The sequence below is a fragment of the Rhizobium sp. BR 249 genome, from assembly GCF_047445895.1.
Classification (GTDB): Bacteria; Pseudomonadota; Alphaproteobacteria; order Rhizobiales; family Rhizobiaceae; genus Rhizobium.
This window is the reverse complement of record NZ_JARWKX010000009.1, coordinates 173896-194572: the sequence shown is the minus strand read 5'-3', so window position 1 is coordinate 194572 and position 20677 is coordinate 173896. Positions and strand designations below refer to the sequence as shown.

Annotated in this window: 21 protein-coding genes; 9 read left to right on the top strand and 12 right to left on the bottom strand. The window is 62.1% G+C overall.

From position 1 onward, the window contains the following. Positions 1-50 precede the first annotated feature (50 nt). From pcaD to QD408_RS11315, 5 genes are all read left to right on the top strand, one after another. Positions 51-860, top strand: a complete 810-nt coding sequence (gene pcaD, locus QD408_RS11335; RefSeq protein WP_414139374.1) for a 3-oxoadipate enol-lactonase — start codon at positions 51-53, stop codon at positions 858-860. Further along, a complete protein-coding gene (pcaC, locus tag QD408_RS11330) occupies positions 857-1261 on the top strand; it encodes a 4-carboxymuconolactone decarboxylase (protein WP_414139373.1) in 405 nt (134 codons plus the stop codon). The genes pcaD and pcaC overlap by 4 nt, the downstream gene beginning before the upstream one ends. 9 nt (positions 1262-1270) lie before the next feature. Next, positions 1271-2020: a protocatechuate 3,4-dioxygenase subunit beta gene (gene pcaH, locus QD408_RS11325; RefSeq protein ID WP_414139372.1), complete on the top strand. Its 750-nt coding sequence runs from the start codon at positions 1271-1273 to the stop codon at positions 2018-2020. A 2-nt stretch (positions 2021-2022) separates the two neighbouring features. Continuing rightward, positions 2023-2634, top strand: a complete 612-nt coding sequence (pcaG, locus tag QD408_RS11320) for a protocatechuate 3,4-dioxygenase subunit alpha (RefSeq protein WP_414139371.1) — start codon at positions 2023-2025, stop codon at positions 2632-2634. Between the two features lie 226 nt (positions 2635-2860). Then, complete coding sequence (locus tag QD408_RS11315) at positions 2861-3907, top strand: 3-carboxy-cis,cis-muconate cycloisomerase (RefSeq protein ID WP_414139370.1); 1047 nt, start codon at positions 2861-2863, stop codon at positions 3905-3907. Here QD408_RS11315 and QD408_RS11310 read toward each other — a convergent pair. Both QD408_RS11310 and QD408_RS11305 read right to left on the bottom strand, forming a co-directional pair. Beyond that, positions 3904-4227 carry a helix-turn-helix domain-containing protein gene (locus tag QD408_RS11310; RefSeq protein ID WP_414139369.1) on the bottom strand — a complete coding sequence of 108 codons (324 nt, stop codon included), beginning with the start codon at positions 4225-4227 and terminating at the stop codon, positions 3904-3906. The two genes, QD408_RS11315 and QD408_RS11310, sit on opposite strands and share 4 nt — an antisense overlap. Further along, positions 4211-4576, bottom strand: a complete 366-nt coding sequence (locus QD408_RS11305) for a type II toxin-antitoxin system RelE/ParE family toxin (RefSeq protein WP_414139368.1) — start codon at positions 4574-4576, stop codon at positions 4211-4213. The genes QD408_RS11310 and QD408_RS11305 overlap by 17 nt, the downstream gene beginning before the upstream one ends. 430 nt (positions 4577-5006) lie before the next feature. Here QD408_RS11305 and QD408_RS11300 point away from each other — a divergent pair, with 430 nt between their 5' ends. Next, complete coding sequence (locus tag QD408_RS11300; RefSeq protein WP_414139367.1) at positions 5007-5837, top strand: MBL fold metallo-hydrolase; 831 nt, start codon at positions 5007-5009, stop codon at positions 5835-5837. 2 nt (positions 5838-5839) lie between these two features. On the opposite strand, the gene QD408_RS11295 is transcribed toward QD408_RS11300, so the two are convergent. Together QD408_RS11295 and QD408_RS11290 are read right to left on the bottom strand one after the other, a co-directional pair. Then, complete coding sequence (locus tag QD408_RS11295; protein WP_414139366.1) at positions 5840-6586, bottom strand: polysaccharide deacetylase family protein; 747 nt, start codon at positions 6584-6586, stop codon at positions 5840-5842. Further along, on the bottom strand, positions 6586-7674 hold the full coding sequence (locus tag QD408_RS11290; RefSeq protein ID WP_414139365.1) for a glycosyltransferase family 4 protein: 1089 nt from the start codon (positions 7672-7674) through the stop codon (positions 6586-6588). Before QD408_RS11290 ends, QD408_RS11295 begins: the two co-directional genes overlap by 1 nt. A 185-nt stretch (positions 7675-7859) precedes the next feature. Between QD408_RS11290 and QD408_RS11285 the strand changes: the two genes are divergently transcribed. Together QD408_RS11285 and QD408_RS11280 are read left to right on the top strand one after the other, a co-directional pair. Continuing rightward, a complete protein-coding gene (locus QD408_RS11285; RefSeq protein ID WP_414139364.1) occupies positions 7860-9572 on the top strand; it encodes an adenylate/guanylate cyclase domain-containing protein in 1713 nt (570 codons plus the stop codon). Continuing rightward, positions 9572-10450 (top strand): FkbM family methyltransferase, encoded by an 879-nt coding sequence (locus QD408_RS11280; RefSeq protein WP_414139363.1) that lies wholly within the window; start codon positions 9572-9574, stop codon positions 10448-10450. The genes QD408_RS11285 and QD408_RS11280 overlap by 1 nt, the downstream gene beginning before the upstream one ends. Positions 10451-10473: 23 nt before the next feature. Here the strand turns inward: QD408_RS11280 and QD408_RS11275 are convergent, their stop codons facing one another. Further along, on the bottom strand, positions 10474-11592 hold the full coding sequence (locus QD408_RS11275; RefSeq protein ID WP_414139362.1) for a hypothetical protein: 1119 nt from the start codon (positions 11590-11592) through the stop codon (positions 10474-10476). A gap of 369 nt (positions 11593-11961) precedes the next feature. On the opposite strand from QD408_RS11275, the gene QD408_RS11270 reads away from it, so the two are divergent. Then, positions 11962-13872 (top strand): adenylate/guanylate cyclase domain-containing protein, encoded by a 1911-nt coding sequence (locus QD408_RS11270; protein ID WP_088683502.1) that lies wholly within the window; start codon positions 11962-11964, stop codon positions 13870-13872. Between the two features lie 48 nt (positions 13873-13920). Here QD408_RS11270 and QD408_RS11265 read toward each other — a convergent pair whose 3' ends face one another. The 7 genes from QD408_RS11265 to QD408_RS11235 are packed head-to-tail and all read right to left on the bottom strand — an operon-like array spanning position 13921 to position 20616. Beyond that, complete coding sequence (locus tag QD408_RS11265) at positions 13921-14820, bottom strand: RDD family protein (RefSeq protein ID WP_414139361.1); 900 nt, start codon at positions 14818-14820, stop codon at positions 13921-13923. After that, positions 14817-15893, bottom strand: a complete 1077-nt coding sequence (locus QD408_RS11260; protein WP_414139360.1) for a stage II sporulation protein M — start codon at positions 15891-15893, stop codon at positions 14817-14819. Before QD408_RS11260 ends, QD408_RS11265 begins: the two co-directional genes overlap by 4 nt. Beyond that, positions 15893-17212, bottom strand: coding sequence for a DUF58 domain-containing protein (locus QD408_RS11255; RefSeq protein ID WP_414139359.1), 1320 nt, complete (start codon positions 17210-17212; stop codon positions 15893-15895). Before QD408_RS11255 ends, QD408_RS11260 begins: the two co-directional genes overlap by 1 nt. Next, positions 17213-18169 carry an AAA family ATPase gene (locus QD408_RS11250; RefSeq protein WP_088683506.1) on the bottom strand — a complete coding sequence of 319 codons (957 nt, stop codon included), beginning with the start codon at positions 18167-18169 and terminating at the stop codon, positions 17213-17215. Continuing rightward, entirely contained in the window at positions 18156-19430 is a 1275-nt protein-coding gene (locus tag QD408_RS11245; RefSeq protein WP_414139358.1) for a hypothetical protein, read from the bottom strand. The genes QD408_RS11250 and QD408_RS11245 overlap by 14 nt, the downstream gene beginning before the upstream one ends. Next, a complete protein-coding gene (locus QD408_RS11240; RefSeq protein WP_414139357.1) occupies positions 19423-20181 on the bottom strand; it encodes a hypothetical protein in 759 nt (252 codons plus the stop codon). The genes QD408_RS11245 and QD408_RS11240 overlap by 8 nt, the downstream gene beginning before the upstream one ends. Before the next feature lie 3 nt (positions 20182-20184). Continuing rightward, complete coding sequence (locus QD408_RS11235) at positions 20185-20616, bottom strand: DUF805 domain-containing protein (RefSeq protein WP_414139382.1); 432 nt, start codon at positions 20614-20616, stop codon at positions 20185-20187. Positions 20617-20677: the final 61 nt, after the last annotated feature.

Below are 20677 nucleotides of genomic sequence, written 5' to 3'. Positions count from 1 at the left end.
TTTACTTAACCGGATCAACCGTTCAATTTCATATTCAGGAGGAAACACACGTGCAGTTCGCCCGCATAAACGACGTGACGATCCACTATCAGATCATCGGCGCACCCGCCGACAGGCCTGTGATCGTCTTCGCCAATTCGCTTGGAACGGATTTCCGCATCTGGCGGGACGTCGTGGTGCGGCTTGCCGGCGAATGCGCCATCGTGCTTTACGACAAGCGCGGCCATGGCCTTTCCGATGTCGGCCAGTTTCCCGCGTCGATCGAAGACCATGCGACCGATCTCGCCGGCCTGCTCGATCTCTTGTCGGTGAAGGACGCCGTCATTTGCGGCCTCTCTGTCGGCGGCCTCATCGCACAATCGCTCTATCAGCGCCGCCCGGATCTCGTCCGCGCCCTCATCCTCTGCGACACCGCTCATAAGATCGGCACGGCAGAAAGCTGGAATGCCCGCATCGCGGCGGTCGAGAAAAACGGCATCGGCAGCATCGTCGATGCCGTCATGGAGCGTTGGTTCACCCCGGCTTTCCGCCGGCCTGAGAACACCGCCTATTCAGGCTATTGCAACATGCTGACGCGCCAGCCGGTCGAGGGTTATATCGCCGCCTGCGCCGCGATCCGCGATGCCGATTTCACCGAAGCGGCAAAGAAGATCGCCGTTCCCACGATCTGCATCGTCGGCGACCAGGACGGCTCGACGCCGCCCGATCTCGTGCTCGCCACGGCGCGGCTGATCCCAGGCGCCCGCTACGAGGTCATCCGCGATTGCGCGCACATCCCCTGCGTCGAGCAGCCGGAGGCGCTGACGGCGATCATCCGCACCTTCCTCACATCACTTCCGCCTGGAGAAAACAACCGATGAACGAGACCGCCTCCTCTTCGGAGCGCTATCGGCAGGGCATGGCGACCCGCCGCACCGTGCTCGGCGACGCCCATGTCGACCGCGCCGCAGCAGCAACTACGGAGTTCGACCGCCCCTTCCAGGAGTTGATCACCGAAGCCGCCTGGGGTCATGTCTGGTCGCGCCCGGCGCTGACGAAGCGCGAGCGCTCGATCGTCACGATCGCCCTGCTCGCCGCCCTCGGCCAGGATGAGGAGGTTGCCATGCATGTGCGCGCCACCGCCAATACGGGCGCCTCCCGCGAGGATATCTGCGAAGCGCTGCTGCATGTGGCAATCTATGCCGGCGTTCCCGCCGCCAACCACGCGATCAAGATCGCCAAGCAGGCTTTTGCACAGATGGACGCCGAAAAGGCGGCCTGAGGGAGAAACATGTCCGAACGACCAAACAGCAAACCCGAGACCGGCGCCTTCTTCGCCCGCGACCGCGCCTGGCATCCGCCGGCGCTGACCCCCGGCTACAAAACGTCAGTGCTGCGTTCGCCGCAACGCGCGCTGCTCTCGCTCGACGGCACGATCTCCGAAACGACAGGACCGGTCTTCGGCCATTCGATGATCGGCGACCTCGACAACGACCTGATCCTGAATTATGCGCGGCCCGGCGAAAGCGCCATCGGCGAACGCATCATCGTCCATGGCCGTGTGCTCGACGAGCGCGCCAAGCCCGTCGCCGGTGCTCTGGTCGAATTCTGGCAGGCCAATGCCGGCGGGCGCTATCGCCACAAGAAGGAAACCTATCTCGCAGCGATCGACCCGAATTTCGGCGGCTGCGGCCGCGCCATCACCGATGAGGAAGGCCGCTATCATTTCCGCACCGTCCGGCCCGGCGCCTATCCCTGGCCGAACGGCGTCAACGACTGGCGCCCCGCCCATATTCATTTCTCGGTCTTCGGCCACGGTTTTGCCCAGCGCCTAATCACCCAGATGTACTTCGAGGGCGACCCGATGATCTGGAAATGTCCGATCGTCGGCACGATCCCCGACAAGGCGGCGATCGAGCAGTTGATCGCGCCGCTCGACTGGGGCAACACGATCCCGATGGATTCACGCGCCTATAAATTCGATATCGTGCTGCGCGGCCGCCGCTCGACGATGTTCGAAAACAGGCTGGAGGGCAACTGACCATGCAGCAGCTCGGCTATCTCAAGGAAACGCCATCGCAGACGGCGGGCCCCTACGTTCATATCGGCTTGACCCCGAATTTCTGCGACATAGCGGGTGTTTACGACACTGATCTCGGCAACGCGATGGTCAATGACAAGACGCTCGGCGAACGCATCACCGTCACCGGCCGCATCTTCGATGGCGGCGGCGCCTTGGTGCGCGATGCCGTGATCGAAATCTGGCAGGCCGACAGCGCTGGCCTCTACAACAGCCCCTCGGAAATGCGTGGTGCCGCCGACCCGAACTTTGCCGGCTGGGGCCGCTGCCCAACGCGCGCCGAAGACGGCGTCTATAGTTTCGACACCATCAAGCCCGGCCAGGTCCCCTTCAAGGACGGCCGCAGACAAGCCCCGCACATCACCTTCTGGATCGTCGCCCGCGGCATCAATATCGGCCTGCACACGCGTATGTATTTCCCGGAAGAGACGGAGGCCAACGCCAGCGATCCGTTGCTCCTACGCATCGAACATCGCGAGCGGGTGGCAACGATGGTCGCCACCCGCGACGGCGCGACCTGTCATTTCGATATCCATCTGCAGGGTCCGAAGGAGACGGTGTTTCTGGATATTTGAGAATATGCTGGGGGTCGGAGAGCTCCGCGCGAGCGGCCCCCTCACCCTGCCCTCTCCCCGATGGGGAGAGGGGAATAGTGTCATAAGAGATCGCCCGCTCACAAGGCGCCAGGGCTGCCCCAAGTCCCTTCTCCCCAAGGGGGTCCGAAGGACGGGTCGAGACCGGTGGCTCGACCCAGTGGTGGCGGCAGCCGGATGAGGGGGCCACCACCACAACGAGCAGACCATGACCGCATCACCCTTCGACCATCCCTTCCTCTCCGGCCTGCTCGGCGACGATGAAATCGCGCCCTATTTTTCCGCCGAGGCCGATATCCGCGCCATGCTCTCCTTCGAAGCCGCGCTGGCAAAGGCGGAAGCGGCTCATGCCCTTATCCCCGCGGAGGCAGCAAAACAGATCGCCGAGGCCTGCGCCAGCTTTTCCCCCGATCTCACCAGCCTGCGGTCGGCAACGGCAAGGGACGGCGTCGTCATTCCCGACCTCGTCAAGCAGCTGCGCACCGCTGTCGGCGAGGAAGCGGCCAAGAGCCTGCATCTCGGCGCCACCAGCCAGGATGTCATCGACACCAGCCTGATGATCCGCCTGAAGGCCATTACCTTCCTGTTTGCCGGCCGGCTTTCCACGATTGCCGCAGGGCTCGATGCGCTCGACCGCCAGTTCGGCGGCAACCGGCTGATGGGTCACACCCGCATGCAGGCGGCGATCCCGATCACCGTCTCCAACCGACTTGACGCCTGGCGCGCGCCGCTGATCACCTATCGCGACCGCCTGACCGAGCAGAGTTTTCCCGTCCAGTTCGGCGGGGCTGCCGGCACGCTTGACAAGCTCGGGGCGCAAGGCCCGGCAATCCGCGCTTCACTCGCCCAGGAGCTTGGCCTCACCGATGTCAGGCAATGGCAGAGCGGGCGTCTGCCGACCGCCGACATCGCCGGTCTGTTCTCTTCGATTTCGGGCAGCCTCGGCAAGCTCGGCCAGGATATCGCGCTGCTCGCTCAAGGCGGCGACGAGATCGAGATCGCAGGCGGCGGCGCCTCCTCGGCGATGGCGCACAAGCAGAACCCCGTTTCCGCCGAAGTCCTGGTCTCGCTCGCCCGCTTCAACGCCACGGCGCTCTCGGGGATCCACCAGTCCCTCGTCCACGAACAGGAACGCTCGGGTGCCGCCTGGACGCTGGAATGGCTGCTCCTGCCGCAAATGACGATGGCGACCGCTGCGAGCCTGCGCCTCGCCGGAGATCTGATAGGAAATATCAAGCGGCTCGGAGAGAATTAGTTCAGAACCTGAAGACCATGCTTCTGCACGATCGAGAGCAGCTTCAGCGCAATTCCGCTTGGTCGCTTGGCGCCGCTTTCCCACTTCTGCACCGTGGATTCGCTGGTGTTGAGATATCGTGCGAAAACCGGCTGACTGACGTGATTGCTTTCCCGCAGTGCCTTGATGGTCTCGGGATCAAATGCCTGCAACGAAACCAGGCAGCTTTCATCGAAGGAACGCATCGTTTCCTTGTCGATCGCTCCTATTTTATGGAGAGCCTCCGCAGACGTATGAATCGCCTCGAACGCATCGCTCTTGTACTTAGTGCTTTTTGCCATGTTCGATCTCCACAAAATGACCGATATCGAGCAACTCCTGAAGCTGGCTGTCGGAAAGGCCGGCATAAGATTTGGTAAGTTTGCGAAACTTCACGAGTTCGTCGTCTTCGATATTTGCCCTGTCCTTTTTGGCGAACAAATACTCATACACCCAAAATCGACCAGCATTCGCCAAGATGATCGACCGATGCTGATTGTCGTTCAATCGCTTCTTGAAGACGCCACCGCCCAGATCATCGGCCTTGCCTTCGGCAACCTGCCTGATAGCTTTCAATAATTCGGAATCGGATATACGTGCTTTGCGAGCTGCCTTGGTAAACCAGCCGGTTTTGAATATCCGTTCCGCCATGATTTTAAGTAGCACTCAGTGCTATGTTTTTCAAGCGCCGCTCCGATGTTACCGATGCGAAGGCCCGTCGCATCAATCCGATCAAGGATCAGCGGCATTCGGCGTGGCAGATTGCTCGGTCGCGGCAAAGCCATGCAGCGGGGATTCGAGCGACAAGGCGCGGCGATTTGCTTTTTCGATCGCGCGCAACCATCTAATAGGCATGACTTACGGGAAAATGTCCCCGCCCCCTGCAGCCCATTTACCGAAAACCAACCATACTGGGTTGCTTTCCGACGCGAAAGCCGATTGCTTAGGAAAATCTACTTCTTCTTCCGCTAGCGGTTAGGAGAATGAAAGGGGACGCAGGCAAACCCGTGGAATTCTGCTGCTTCGCATCGGGAAAAACTATGGTTACGATGGCGACGCGGGAAGGCCGGTTTGAAGAACGATGACGACAGAACTGTTTCAAGTTAAATTTTGGGGTGTCCGCGGCAGTATTCCCGTATCGGGCCCCGAGTTCGACCGCTACGGCGGTAACACTTCCTGCATTGAGATCCGCTGCGGAAAGCATCGGATGATCTTCGACGCCGGCTCCGGCCTGCGCGAGGCCGGTCTGTCGATGCTCGCCGACGGCGTCAGCGATGTCGACCTGTTCTTCAGCCACTGCCATTACGACCACATCATCGGCCTGCCCTTTTTCAAGGCGATCTACTATCCCTCGATCAACGTCACCATCTGGTCCGGCCATCTCGACGGCAAGATGAGCACGCGGGAAATGGTCGAGCAGTTCATCAGTCCGCCCTGGTTTCCCGTGAAGACCGACATCTGTCAGGCGACGATGAACTTCCGCGATTTCCATCCGGGCCAGGTACTGACCCCGCATGAGGGCATCGAGATCAAGACCTTCATGCTGAACCATCCGGGCGGCGCCATCGGTTACCGTATCGAATGGCAGGGCCGGTCAATCGCCCTCGTCTACGACATCGAGCATATTCCCGGCGCTCACGATCCGGTCTCGCTGGAAATGATGCGGGACGCCGACCTCGTCGTCTACGACTGCACCTACAATGAAGACGAGATGCAGCGTTTCAAGGGCTTCGGCCACTCGACCTGGGAGCACGGCACCGAGCTTGCCAAGATGGCAGGCGCCAAACGCTTCGCCCTGTTCCACCACGCCCCGTCCCGCACGGACGAACAGTTGGCTGAGATGGAAGCGCAGGCGCAGGCCGCCTTCCCCGAAGCCTTTGCCGCGCGCGACAATCAGACCGTGGTGATCTGACGCTATAAAAGCTCTGCCGCGGCCGACCAGAGGACGGCCGGATGCCGGCCCGTCGCCGCGAACAAGGCCGACAGGAAGTCCCATGCGGCCGTATCATGCACCAGATGGTGAGCGAGCACGCCGACAGGCTCGGCGTTGCCGGCAAACCGGTCGCGAAGCTCCGCCACCAGCTCGGCCACCAATTCCTCCTCGCTCCGCCCGCCGCGCGTGCCGTGCCAGTCGATGATATCGACATGGGTGTTGAGGAGCGGCACCGGGCCGTCCTGCCTTGCCCGCCCATAGACGGAAAGTGCCTCAAATCCGAGCCCCGGCAGCGCCGGGATCAGGGCCGCGTCGATCCGGTTCCACGGTGGCACCAGCATCGGCAGGAAGCGGGCCGGATGCAGCCGCTCCAAGAGCTGGAAGCCTTCGCGCAATTCGCCGAGCACGACATCCGCCGGCCGGTCGCTGCCGAGTTCCTGCTTTTTTCGTTCCGGACCGGCGTAATTCGTATGAGACCAGCCATGGACCGCAACGGTGACGGCGGTCTCCTCCGCCAGGCGCGTGGCCAGTGCCTCGCCGGTCAGCCCGGGAATGACGGCGAGCGTCAGCGGAACCTCGTTCTCCCCGGCCAACGCCATCAGCGTCTCCAGCGCCGGCGTCGGCTCGACCGCGTCATCGTCGCGCAGCCAGAACCGCGCCACACGGTCGGCGGCCTGCCAGCGATCGAGCTCGCGGCGCAGGGGCTCCCAGGTGGTCCTGTCGGTCATCACGTCACTCCTGTTCCTGCCTTATCCCGTAAAATCCCGTCCAGCACGCGCGCCGCCATCGCAAGCGAGCGCTCCCCGAGTACGAAGCGCCGAGCCGCTTGCCCCATGGCGTCGCGCCTTTCCCTGTCGTCGAGCAAGACTGCCACGGCCTCGGCATAGGCTGTGATATCGCCCTCGGGCGTCAGCAGCCCGGTCACGCCGGTCTCGACGACCGCCGGCACTCCCGCCGTTTTCTGCGCCACGACAGGCAGGCCGGCGGCCTGAGCCTCCAGATAGGCAAGACCGTAGGCCTCGCCGCAACCCGGCCAGACATAAATGCCGCCTCGCCCGAGCAGCTCGGCGATTTCGGCGGCATTGCGCTCGCCCAGCCATTCGATACGGCCGGCAAAGCCGGCAAACAGCGCCTGCACCTCTTCCCGCATCGGACCGTCGCCGATGACTGCGAGAGTCCAGGGCCGCTCTTCGATCAGCCGGAGCGCTTTTGCAAGCATCGCGTAACTGCCCATCTTATCGCCGGTCCGCATCATGGCGACCGTCATCAGCCGGCGCGGATCGGGCCTCGGCGACGCGGTTTCGAAGAGCGTCGCATCTATGAAAGGTTTCAGGCGGGCAAGCCTTGCCGCCGGAAAAGCTGCTTCGAGCCCCGCCTGGTCGCGTTCCGTGAAGCTGATATTGACCGCCGCCTGCATGATCGCCCCACCGACCAGCTTCTGTCTGGCGGCCCAGCCGGTCCGGTCGCGTTTTGCCGCATAGGAGGCTTCGGCCGTGACATAGGGAATGGCGAACTCGGCGGAAATTGCAGGCCCGAAGGGGTCGGGCGATTTGTAATAGGGATGATAGCAGAACCAGAGCTCGGGTCGCGGCCCGGACTTCCATTTCAGCCGCAGCCGCTCCAGCTCGGCGGAGATGGCGGGTTCGAGCCCTGCCGCCGCTTCCGGCGCCGAGACATGGGTGCGGAACTCGGAAACGACCTCGACCTCGTGGCCGGCAAGCTCCAGCGCCCGGATCAACAGCCGCGCCATCAGCCGGTCGCCCGACGGCACCGGATGGTTCGGCGATTTCATCGGCGCGTAGAAAGCCACCCGCATTGCGCATCCCTCACGTAAGACAGACTGTTTCCAAATCGGCGCTCGCTGCCGGGCGAAAAAATCCGCTATTGTCCCTTTCCCTAAAACTTGCGCATAAGCATATGGAATGTGATCGCGCTCGAAACAATTCCGCCTTTTTCCCAATCTCTATGGGCGCGCGGTTACATCGACAAGAACGGGAATGAATGACGACGGCCTCAGTCACAGGGATTTTTTCGGAGCGCTCGATCAGAAGGGCAAGGCTCGGTTCCGGCCTCGTCATTTTCATCTTCGTCCTCTTGCATTTGTCGAACCATGCACTCGGACTGATTTCGCTCGATGCCGCCGACAAGGCCCGCCACCTTTTCCTCGCCATCTGGCGTAATCCCGCCGGTACTGTGGTGTTCTACGCATCTGTCGTGATCCACATGACGCTGGTGCTGCGCGCCATCTATCTGCGCCGCAGCCTGGTCATGCCGAAGGGGGAAACGGCCCAGATCGTGCTCGGCCTGCTGATCCCGCTGCTTCTCATCGATCACGTCATCGGCACACGCATCGCCCACGACCTCTACGGTTATATCGACGATTACGAGACGGTCGTCGAGCAGCTGTGGATCAAGAACCCGGCGAATGGTGCGCGGCAGGTGCTCGGCGTCATCGCCGTCTGGTTCCACGGCTGCATCGGCATCCATTTCTGGCTGCGCTACCGCCCGTGGTATGCAGGTGCTGCGCCACTGCTGCTGGCGCTGGCGATCCTCGTGCCGGTGCTCTCGGTTCTCGGCTTCGTGCAGATGGGGCGTACGCTTGCCGATCCCTCCTATCAACTGACGACCAATCCCTACGAGGTCAACGTCAACGCCCACTATCTCTCCGACCCTGAGGTGCGCGCCCGGATCGCCGCGGTCCGTGCCGGGCTCTATGGCGCTTTCTCGTTCTCGCTGCTCGCCGTCGTTGCCGCCCGCGCCCGGCGCCGGCTGAAGGAGCGCATCGACCAGGTCGCCGTGCACTATCCGGGCGGCGAGGTGATCCGCGTGCCGCGCGGCTTCACGGTCCTGGAAGCAAGCCGGCTCGGCGGCCTGCCGCATTATTCGGTCTGCGGCGGCAAGGGCCAGTGCTCCACCTGCCGCGTGCAGATCCTCGGCGATTATGAAAGCCTGCCGATCCCCGACAAGATGGAACAGACGACGCTGAGGCGCATCAATGCCGGCCCGGATGTCCGGCTCGCCTGCCAGCTTCGCCCGGACCGCGACGTCGCGGTCGCACCGCTCCTTGTGCCGGCGGTCGAAGCCGCCCTCCCCGCCAACAGCCAGGAGACCAGCCCTGGCCGCGAACGCGAAATCGCCGTGCTCTTCGTCGATATCCGCCATTTCACCACGCTGACGGAAACGCGCCTGCCCTTCGATGTCGTCTTCCTGCTGAACCGCTATTTCGCCATCATCGGCAAGGCGGTGGAGCAGGCGGGCGGGCGGCTCGACAAGTTCATCGGCGACGGCGCCATGGCGCTCTTCGGCCTCAACACCGCGCCGGAAGAGGCCTGCCGCCAGGCGCTCAAGGCCGCCGCCGCGATCGTCGCCGAGATCGAGAAACTCGCCGCCGAACTTGCCGAGGAACTGGCGCTGCCGCTGCGCATCGCGATCGGCATTCACACCGGCCCCGCCGTCGTCGGCACGATGGGATATGGCCGGGTGCGCAGTATGACGGCGATCGGCGATACCGTGAACGTCGCGAGCCGGCTGGAAAGTGCCGCCAAGGAGTTCGAAGCGGCGATCGTCATCTCCGAGCCGGTCGCGAACCTTTCCGGCGCCGCTCTTGCCGGCATCGAAAGCCGTGAAATCAATGTGCGCGGCCGTGCCCTGCCCTTGAAAGTCTATGTCATTCCGAGAGAGAAAGCGGCAGAACCGCTCGAAGGAAAAGATTGATGCCCGGCAAGCCCTGGCTGACCGCCAGATACTGGAACCGCCGCCTGCGCAAGGCGCGCAACGCCGCGGCTTCACGCTTCTTCGATACCCGCTTCGGCCGCCGCCTGCTGATCGAGAATATCGGCCGGCGCGTCGTCTCGATGACCGTTGATGCCGGTGACCACCTGATGACCTTCTCGCCGTCGGACTATATCGGCCGCAAGGTTTTCCGGAAGGGCCACTTCGAGCGAGAGGCGGTCGACCGGCTGATCGTCATCCTGCGCGAGCGCGGCCTTCTCAGGAAGGATGCGACGCTGCTCGAGATCGGCGGCAATATCGGCACCCAGACCGTCTATTTCGCTTTCAGCGGCGCCTACACCCAGATCGTCAGCGTCGAACCCGACCCGCGCAATTTCCCGCTGCTTACCCTGAACATCCGCCAGAATGGGCTGGAGGAGAAGGTCCGCCTCGTCAATTGCGCCGCCGGCGAGAGCGAAGGCGAGATCGACTTTTTCCTCAACCTCGACAATCACGGCAAGAGCAGCGCCATCCGCCAAAGCCCGAAGGATAAGAAGATCAGCGTGCCGGTGAAGCCGGTTTCCGAAATCCTTGCCGGGCTTTCGGTCGATCCGGTCTCGATCGGTCTCGTCTGGATGGACATCGAAGGCTACGAGCCGGTCGCCTGCCGCTCGATGCAGCCGCTGCTTGCCCGCCGCGTGCCGCTCTACATGGAGTTCACGCCGCTCTTCTATGGGCCGGAGAGGACGAAGTCCTTCATATCGATGCTCTCCGGTTTCTACGAGGATTGCCTCGTCGTCTTCGAGGACCGCGAGGTGGAGATGAAGGTCCGCGAACTGCCGGGTGATTTCGATCAATACAACGTGCTGTTTTTGCCGTAGATATTTGATTGCGAATGTTGCGGCTAAACGCCGCCATAGCTCTTGTTCGCCGCATTCTGCACCAAAGCGATGGCGATCGGCGGGAAGAGGAAGCTCCAGAAGGCGAGCCAGGCGATAGAGATCAGGCGCCCATGGCCGCTCTCTCGCCCGCGATCGTTGAGGAGATCGCCGAGCGTCATCAGCAGAACCGGCAGACCGAGCGGCACGAGGATCACGATCAGCATGGCGGCAAGCGGTGTGAGCAGGCGTTGCGACGGTGCAGCGCCCGCAAGCTCGCCATGGATGCGATAGGCCCAATAGGCAAGATAAATGAGGGCGGCGATCGCGATGACGAGCACCAGCAAGGCGAGAAGCTGCGCGATCTCGAAAGTGCCGTTCGCTTCGAGCCCATCGCCCTGAAAGCCGTAAACTCCAAGGCTGAGGAGGAAGATCAGCACCAGCGGCGCAGTGAGGATGACGGCGACCATGAGCGGCGATCGCCTTTGCGGCGCAATCGGCCTGTGGCGCCGGCGCGGCATGTCGTCGAAGGCGAGAGGCTGCGCCGGCAGGAGCAGGACGGCGGCAATCACCAGGCAGGCGAGAAACGCGATCGCAACGGACAATCCGCCTTGATCCGCCTGATAGAGCCAGGAGGCGAAGACGGGCGCGAAGGCCGAGGTCAGGATCGTGGTCGACATCAGCGTCAGCGCGCAGCCGAAATCGATCCTGCCGGGGCGACCGCCTACCAGGAAAATCGCAATCGCCAGCGGGAAAACCGCCCGGACCGCGCCCAATAATAATCCGAAGAAAAACAGGAAGACCGGCGAGGCCCAGAGCGCCGGCGCCAAGCTGACAGCGATGGCGGCAAGGGTGCAGGCGACGAGCGGCGCGATCAGCGCCGGCCGTCCATGGCGGCTGGCGACGACGAAGGCGAGGAAGGCGCCGATGACCCAGCCGGCATTGGAGCCGAGATAGAAGATCGCGATGGTTTGAACGCCGCTTCCGGCCTCCTGCGAAATCAGCGGAAAGACCGTCGTGAGCCCCTGCCCGCCGAAAGCCAGAAGCAGTGAGGCCAGAAACAAGGCCCAGTAACGATAGGTGCTGAGGAAATCGGCAAGCGTCCATTCGGCCCTGCCGGCGGCCTGAGAGAAATTGTCCGTCAATGAAAACGCCCCATTCGAAAATGATTGTTCATCGCCCTCAACGGCGATACCCGCGAAATGCCGGCCATGACGGAAATAGAACCGGGCCAGCGATTTTCGAGAGGCTTGCAGGCTATTCAATCGCGGGCTTTTCATTCGTGTCCCAACGATCGTCCTCAAAAGTCAGAGGCCAGCGAGGAGGTGGAGCCGCCAACGGGCATCTTCCGCAGCCCCAGCCAGGCTATCTATGACGGGCGGAGTACTCACATCAACCTTGTGCAAGCCCGAAAAAAGCAGTTAGCTGGCATCGTTGGGGTACGCTCATTCGCACGATTAAACGACCATTGAAAAATAGGTGCCCTGAGCCGTCCGCATTTCGAGGGAAATCTCGTGCGCTGGTCCAAACCGCTCAGAGTGCATCTCGGCGTCCTGGTCGTTGCATCGCTGCTTTGCACGTCGATGCCGATCATCTGGATGGCATTCAGGCAGGGAAGCGATGCCGCCGTGAACGCCGGCGTACAGCAGATGCGCGGGATGAGCCTGCGGCTGATCGAGGGATATCGCAACACGCTGGAGGGAGGCACCGAGGCGGTCGCGCTGGCATCGACCCTGCCGCAGCTCGTTTCCCCGCCGCCTCAGGATATGAAGGCAAAACAGGAACTCTTTCTGGAAATCCTGCGAAACGTCCCCGAGGCCACAAGCGTCTATGCCGGATATCCCGACGGCTCTTACCTGCAGGTCATCAACGCCGGAAGGAGGGATGTCCGCCAGACCCTCTCGGCGCCTGACGATACGGCTTTCGCGATCAGAACGATCGCGGAGCGGCAAAGCGCGCACGTCCTATCGACACTCGGCTTTCTCGACAGCAAGGCAAGACCGATCGGCGAGCGGGATATGGAAGATGCGTCCTTCGATCCGCGGCAACGCCCCTGGTATCAGGCCGTCGTTCAGGACGGAGTTCCGGTCTCCGTGGGGCCCTATGTGACCGGAACGCTCAAGGTTCCGACGCTGACGATCGCGGCGCCGATGAAGGACGATGGCCGGGTGGTCGCAGGCATCAACATTCACCTGCAGACGGTCGGTCGCCTGCTGGATGCGCAGGGGATTTCGCCGCATGCCCGAGCATATATCATCGATGGCAGCGGTCATCTCGTCGCTCATTCCGACCCTGAAATCATGAGCAGGATCATCGCAATATGGTCGAGAACGTCAGGCGCCTTCGCCACAACGGCAAACCGTTTCGACGCCAGTCTCGAAACGGTGGCCAGGCTGCGACGGGATCCCGCCTTCGCAAACGGCGGCTTGGCGCGGCTCGATCTTGATGGCGAAAGCTATCTCGTGCAGATTGCGCCCGTCAGCGTATCCGGTCTGTTCCAGGGAAGCACTGCCGCGATCGTCGTGCCGCTGGAAGACCTTGTGGCTGAAGCCAACCGGCTGCTCGTGCGCAATCTCCTGATTGCCGGCGCCTTCGTGCTCGCGGGTGTCGCTGCATCGGTGGTTCTCTCGCGCATGGTCAGCCGCTCACTCTACCGGCTCGCCGATGAGGCGCGCAGGATCGGCGATCTCGATGTTGGCGAGAAAGCCTTGTCCCACTCCTGGATAACGGAGATAAACACGCTGGCTGGCGCGCTCTCGGCAAGCCGTCACGCCATCGGCCAGTTCGCGCTCTATGTGCCGCGTGAAGTGGTTCGGCGCATCGTCAGCCCGGAAGGGCGAGCCGTCGTCAAGGCGAAGCGCCAGGATGTGACGGTGCTGTTCACCGATATCAGGGACTTCACCACCATATCCGAGCAGAATTCGCCCGAGGACGTGGTCGATACGCTGTCGGCCTATTTCGAACTCTTGAACACCATTGCCGAGGGCCAGGGCGGGACAGTCGTCCAATATCTCGGCGACTCCATTTTCGTCATGTGGAACGCCCCCGTTCCGGATATGCAGCATGTCGAACACGGCTGCCGATGCGCGCTTGCGATGAAAGCGGCGGTTGACGGCCTGAACGAGGAGAACAGAAGGAATGGCCGCCCCGAGCTCTTCACCCGATTTGGATTGCACACCGGCCCGGCGGTGGTCGGCAGTTTCGGCGCCATTTCGCGGCAGCAATACACGGCCATGGGCGATACGATCAATGTCGCGTCACGCTTGGAGGGATTGAACAAGGAGTTTGGGACGTCGATCCTGGCAAGCTCGGCCATACATGACGCCGTTGCCGATCGTTTCGAGTTTCGGCCGTTGGGTCTGGTGCAGGTGAAGGGGCGGGCCGAGAAAGTTGATCTATGGGAGCTGGTTGAGGAGAGTGGCTAACCGTCCCCAGGGCCTTCCCCCTCACCTGATGCGAGGCCACTCCCCCGCTCAAACCAGCTTCTTCGCCTCTGTTTTCGTATGCTCGTGATACTTATTCTCGCGCAGTGTCCCGAACAGCTTCAGGCTTTCCAGATGCTCGCGCTGGGCGCGATAGAACTCGTTCAGGAACAACAGTTCCTGGCCGGGCTTCACAGGCTCCTCGTAGCGAATCCTTCTCGTGATCGTGCGCACGATCTTGACGATCTCTTCGTGATTGGACTTCTTTGTCGTGTCGCGAAGCACGTCCTCCAGCGTTTGCAGCTCGTATTTTCCGTAGATATCGAGATGGTCAGGCAGGAACTCGAAGGCCGATTGCGATGATGCGGCGGCAGGGGCGGACAAAGCGAGGTCGGAGAGGAGCGCCGAGCGCGGATTGTCGACCACCAGCGTGCCGGCGATGATGTCGCCGAGCCTTTGCCGGCGCCGGTTGGTAAAGGGGACGACGATCACCACCAGCAGCCAGAGACCCGTCAAAACGTTTTCCCAGGCCGACTGAGTGCCGACCGAAGCCAAGAGGCCGAGGGGAGCAAAGATCTCCACCTCCTTCATGAGGTTGCGCGCGGTCACCTGATGCGGCGTGAGCCGCCGTCCGTCCATGTTGATGACGCGGATGCCGGTTATCCTTTTCCCGAGCGTGCGTCCGTTCCAGATGAGTTCCGAGAGGACGTAATAAGGGACGCCCACCAGATAGCCCAGCAGCACCGTCAGCATCGTCTCCGCGCTTGCAGGCAGCATGCCGGTGTACAGGATCACAAAGGCAACGATGGCGACGACGAGGACCGTGAAGATCATGTCGAGGATCTGCGCGCCGAAACGCGTTCCGAGCGAGGCAATGGCGAAATTGATCGGCACGCCTTCCGGCGGGATGAACTGCTCGACGCGCCTGCCGTCCTTATCAGTCTGGTTCATCGCGCGGCCTCGCGCGATGTCTTGCTGCCTCGACCTGCGAGCAGCAGCCAGCTCATCCAGAAGACACCCATGCCCCAGCCGATGACGATGCGCCAGAAGGGATCTTGTATCAGCTGCCGCAGGAACCCTTCGATGATGGCTGCGACGATGAGCATCAGCGCCGCCAGGATGGCAAGCTTGACGGCATCATGCGCCTGGTGGCGCAACGCCTCCTTGCGTGTTCGCGCACCCGGAAGCAGAACGGCCAGCCCAAGTCTTGCGCCGCCGGCGCAGGCAATGGCGATGGCCGCAAGCTCGGTCACGCCATGGATCGAGAGCCAGGCGAAGACGTCGTAGCCAAGGCCCCTTCGAGCAAACATCGCGAAAAACGCACCGAGGATCAGGCCGTTGTAGAAGGTCAGGATGAAACTCGGCACCGACACGAAAATACCGAGCGTGAAGATCAGGATGACGATGGTCGTGTTGTGGGAAAACAGAAATGCGGAAAATGCGGCCAGCCTGTCGCTGTCATGCCCTTCATCGCCATAGATCGTGGAGCGCAGATAATCGGCCGATGCATCGGGCGTGCGCTGATCGGCGAGCTCCGGGGGCACGAACGTATAGAACCAGCTCGGGTCGTTTTGGCAGAGCTTGTATCCGGCGGCCGCCCCGAGAATGAGCGCCAGGAAGCCGATAAACAACGGCAGGGCCGAACGACGCACTGCCTGCGGGATACCCTGCAACAACAAGCGGGCGGTCAGGCCGCCAAGGCTCTCCTGCGGGGCATAGACGACGAGATAGGCCCGGGCGCAGAGGCTTTCCAGATAGGCGATCAGGGCGCGGTCGAGGGAAATATCGCGCGCCACGCTCAGCGAGTTCATCGCCTGCCTGTATCCGGCCGCGAGATTGCGGACCTCATCATAGCCGAGCGCGGCCGTGCCGCCTTTTTCGGCGCGCGTCACGAGTTCGTCCAGTTGACGCCAGTGCGCCTCGCGCTCCAGCCGAAAGCGGGCCGAGCGGAGCGTATCGTTCTGGACGGCGCCGACATTCGCCGCCCCGCCCGTATCCACCCTGCCGTCGATACCGATATCCATCATATCATCTCACGGGATTTGATTTCGATATAGCGCGCAATGAGATCCGACGTCAGCGCTTCGGGCGTGCTGTCGAGGCAAAGCACGCCCATGCGCGCCAGCTTTTCCATGACGGCGCGCCTCTCCTGCAGGACCTGGCGTGCCGCGACGGAGCGGGCGACGGCATCGAGCGTCGTTTCCTCGGGTTCGATGAGCTTTGCCAGCATCGGGTCGCGCAGGGCGACATAGACCACGAAATGATGCCGGGCGAGCACCTGTATGTTCTCGATCATCAGTTCCGCCGTGATGGTATCGACGAAATCGGAGAATATCACAATCAGCGAACGTCGCTTCAGGCGTCCGGACAGATGCGTCAGTCCCAGCGTGTGGTTTGTCTCCTGCGTTTCGTAACGCAGCCCGGCACACACCGTCTGCAGCCGCGGAAAGGCTGCGCGTCCAGGCAGAGCGGGCACGAAGAGACGGGGGCGGCTGTCGAAGCTGTAGAAGCCGACGAGATCGCCGGCGAGGCCCGCACCCCAGCACATGGCGAGCGCTGCATTGATGGCGCGATCGAGTTTCGTAAAGCCGGCAAGTTGCTCGGCCATCAGCCGCCCGGAATCGACGCATAGGATGATCTGGTGGTTTCGTTCGGCCCTCATTTCGCGCACGACGAGGCTGCGCATGCGCGCCGACCGCTTCCAATCGATGCTGCGCGGGTCCATGCCGCTGGTAAACTCCCGCAGCTGATGGAACTCCGATCCCTCGCCCCGCAAGCGCAAATCCTTCTGGCCGGCCTCCAGCGGCAGGATTTGGGTCTTGATCGCTCCGGACAGCACGGGCGATATGTCTGGCTGAACGGCGATTTCCTTGCCGACCGGCATGCGGGCGATCAACTCGAGCAGCTTCAACCGCGATGGCCATTTCAGCCACAGCTCGTTGACCGCAAACTGCCCCCGCCGCTTCAGGTGAAGATCGAGAGAGGCTTTGACCAGTTTTTCCCCGCCATCCGGCGCCGGGTACAGCCATCTGATCTCGCCGAGGACGAGTTCGGGAGCGAGATCGAGCCGGATTTCGATATTCCCGGGCAGCTCTTTCTTCTGCGGCCGCATGCTGACGGTGAACGTGGTGGTGTGGCCGACAAAGCCCTGCGACGGCAGATCGGCATCGACCGTCATTCGGCCGGACAGGTTCGATATGACCAGATCGGCGACCGTCAGGGCTGCAAGGGCAAGCCACATGAGAAGCAGCAGATAGGTCATGTCACGCCACCACACGCTGGCGAAGACCGTCACCGCAGCAAAAATCAGGACGAACGCGATCAGATATGAGGATGGCCGCATTTAACGGGGCGCATCCACGCGGTTCTTGATGTTGCGGAGCACCTCGTCGGGCGTGCGGCCGTCGATTTCCGCCGAAGGCGAAAGCACGATGCGATGGCGCAGTGCCGGCACCAGCAGAGCCTGCACATCATCAGGCAAGCCGTAATCCCGGCCCTCGAACGCCGCGCGCACGCGCACTGCCGCGGCAAGAGCATCCGCCGCGCGGGTGGATGCGCCGTAGAGAATATCGGGATCGGAGCGCGTCGCGCGCACGAGATCGACGACATAGGTCAGGATCGTCTTGTCGAGATGGATCGAATCGATCAGCGCTCGCCCGGCGGCAAGTGCTGCGCTGGTGACGAGCGGGCGGATGCCGGCATTGCGCACATCCGATTTCAGCGCCTGATCCGCGTGTCTGGAGAGGATCGCAATTTCCGTGTCCCGGTCGGGAAAATCGACGATGAGCTTGAAGAGAAAGCGGTCGAGCTGCGCCTCGGGCAGAGGGTAAGTGCCCTGCTGCTCGATCGGGTTCTGCGTGGCGAGCACGAAGAAATCCGGCCCGAGCGAATAATCGGTCCCGTCGATCGTGACCATCCGCTCGTTCATCGCCTGGAGAAGAGCCGATTGCGTCTTCGGCGGGGCGCGATTGATTTCGTCGGCGAGGAGAATGTCGGTGAAAACAGGCCCCTTGGTCAGGTGGAACTGATTGGTCTGGAAATTGAAGAGATTGACGCCGAGAACATCGCCGGGCATCAGGTCGGGCGTGAACTGGATGCGCCGATATTGCAGCGCCATCGCCGCGGAGACGGAGCGGGCGAGCAAAGTCTTGGCCGTGCCGGGAGGACCTTCGACGAGGCAGTGCCCGCCGGCGAAGATCGAGATCAGCACGAGGTCGATGATCGCATCCTGCCCCTGTACCGCCTTGCCGATTTCACCGCGAACCGCGGCGATAAGATTGCGAAATTCACCTAGATCCAAGGTCTATGCTCCCCAGCGATTTTCTGAATGTCTCGAGATTGCGGTACAGGTTTGCCCGCGTCATCAGATGTCCACGTTCGATCAGCGCCTGCGCCGACACATGCAATGCCCGCGCCGTCGCCTGATCGCGGCGTGCCAGGCGCTGGAACAGCCGATCGATGCCCGCCTGATTTCCGGCTCCGGGGCCGAAGACCAATTGCGCCTTGTCCGCAAGCAGATGAAGAACGAACTGTTCCGTCATGCGGCCGTCATTGCCCGACAGGCGCAGCAGACGCGCTGTGGCTTCGATGGCCGTTGTCTTCGACATTTCGGTGTTTGCGGATGCCTCGGGCAAAGCAGGCCCGAAACGATAGGCGCCGCGCCAGAAGCAGATCGCCGCCACGGCCAGCAATGTTCCCCAGATGAGCGACAGGGGATAAGCGAAAAATCGCGTCAAATCGGAGGCCGAGCGCTCGTAAGTGCGGCCCTCGTCGATCCGCTCCTCGTCATCCAGCGGCTGGCCAGCCGTATCCAGATAGACCGGCCGTGTTTCGGCCGTTCCGCGCAACAGCGTGACGAGCGACACGGCAAAGGAGGCGTTGTCGGCCAGGGCCAGGCCGTGATTGTTGAAGAGGTCGGGGTCCGACAGCAGATAGGCTTGATTGTAGTCGTCGCAATGGACGAGCAGCGCACCCGTCTGCGTGCCGGCGAGCTCCCTGCAGGAGGAAGGCAGGCTCGCCCGGTCGAAAGTTTGTGCATAGTACAAGGCGATCTCGATGGGCTGGCCCGGCTTCAGGGCCGGATGCGCCTCTTCAAATCCGGTCTCGCTGCGCGTGAGATCCAGATCTGAATAGCCGATCTTTTCGAGTTCGCCGCCGATCTCGGTGAGATCGATCAGTCCCGCCGCGCTGGCGATACCATTCGTCGACACATTGCCACGCCATTTCGGCAAGATGATCAGTGTCGGCAGGGCGTAATCGCTCGATTCCTGCACCGCGCTTTCCGGGCCTACCTCACCCGGTTCCTCGTCCGTCTGCGGTGCGGCAGGCTTGCCTTGGCGTATCGACAAGGGAAAGATGCGCAAGGAGACTTCCGAACGCGCCTGGCTGACATGAGGGTCGGATCGGAGGACAGGGACGCCCTTGGCTTGCAGCCACAATTCCAATCCCTTGTTGCCGAGAGGAGAGCGGTCGTAATCGCTCCCCCTGGAGAGCGCAAAGATTGCCAGCGCCGCCAGCGCCAGCAACAGCCCCAGAAACAGAAGAGGGATGGAGTTACGCATTGGCCAGCCTGCCTGTCGACAGCAAGCCGCGTGCGGTCGAAAGAAGGACGCCGAAATGGTTTTCCGCGAACGTGCGGCCGCCGTAGTGCACGAGTTCCACTGCGGTCAGCATGTTTTCGAGGCGATCGCGGTCGGGCATGTTCGCCGGCAGGCGGGCGAAAACGGCCCGCTCCGTATCCGAGCGGAAAAGGCGCGTTCCCGTGATATCGGCGGCGTGAAGCAAACAATGCCTGAGCAGCAGGACGAGCGCCTGCTTTCGATCCGCCATGGCGGCGATGCGATCCAGGAAGTCGTTCGACCCTTCCTCGATCTCGGCTGCCGAGGTGCGCCAGCTTTCCGGCGCCTCTCCCTGCCGACGCTTGATGTCGCGGGGGGCCGATGACAGCAGCACGCCGCCATTTCCGAAACGCAACCACAATGCGACGAGCAGGACGAGACCGACGAACACGATCACAACGGCCACGGGACCGCTGATGACCGGCTCTCGCGGGATCGTCAACGGCCTGCGTTGTGGGGATGAAGAAGACGTCGTCTTCGATGCCGGCTCGGCCTTTTCAGAGGCATCGCCATAGACGAGCCCGCAGCGCAGGCCATTCTGCAGGCACTGCGCGGCATATTCGGCTCCGGCGGCGCTCTTTTGACGAGCGCCACCCTCGACCTGCTGACTGCTGACCTGCGCTTGCGCAGGCGAAAATTGCGCCGATGCGGCCAGGAACAGCGCCACCAGCAGGCCGACGTTGCGGATGATCATGCTCTAGGCAAAGACCTCTGCTCTTGCTTCCGGACGGAGCGGATCAGGCCCGAACTTGTTCGGACCTTCCGTGCCTCGAAGCACGCTGATCACGAAAATCGCAATAATCGAAATGAACATAACGAAAGGAATGATGCACGCGACGATAAGTCCAAGATACCACCAACCGGAAATGTTGCGATCATGAAAACGGCGAACCTGAAGGGCTATCTGCGGCAGGATCAATGCGAGTGAAATCAATACTCCGATTATCGAGAACGGGTTGGACATTGACGAAGCGCTATTCGGCGTAAGCAACAAGCTTACAATCCAAAGTGCGACCCCCAATCCCCAATTGAACAGCTGAAACCACCAATATTCCGAGCGAGACGCCCTGCCGGAGAAGGTGATGTATTTCTGCGTTAGAACTGTCCGAACAGCTTCAGTAAACCCCATATCCATGCCCCATTTATGCTTGCTGCAAGTGCGGCGACGACTCACCATCGTCTTGCCACGA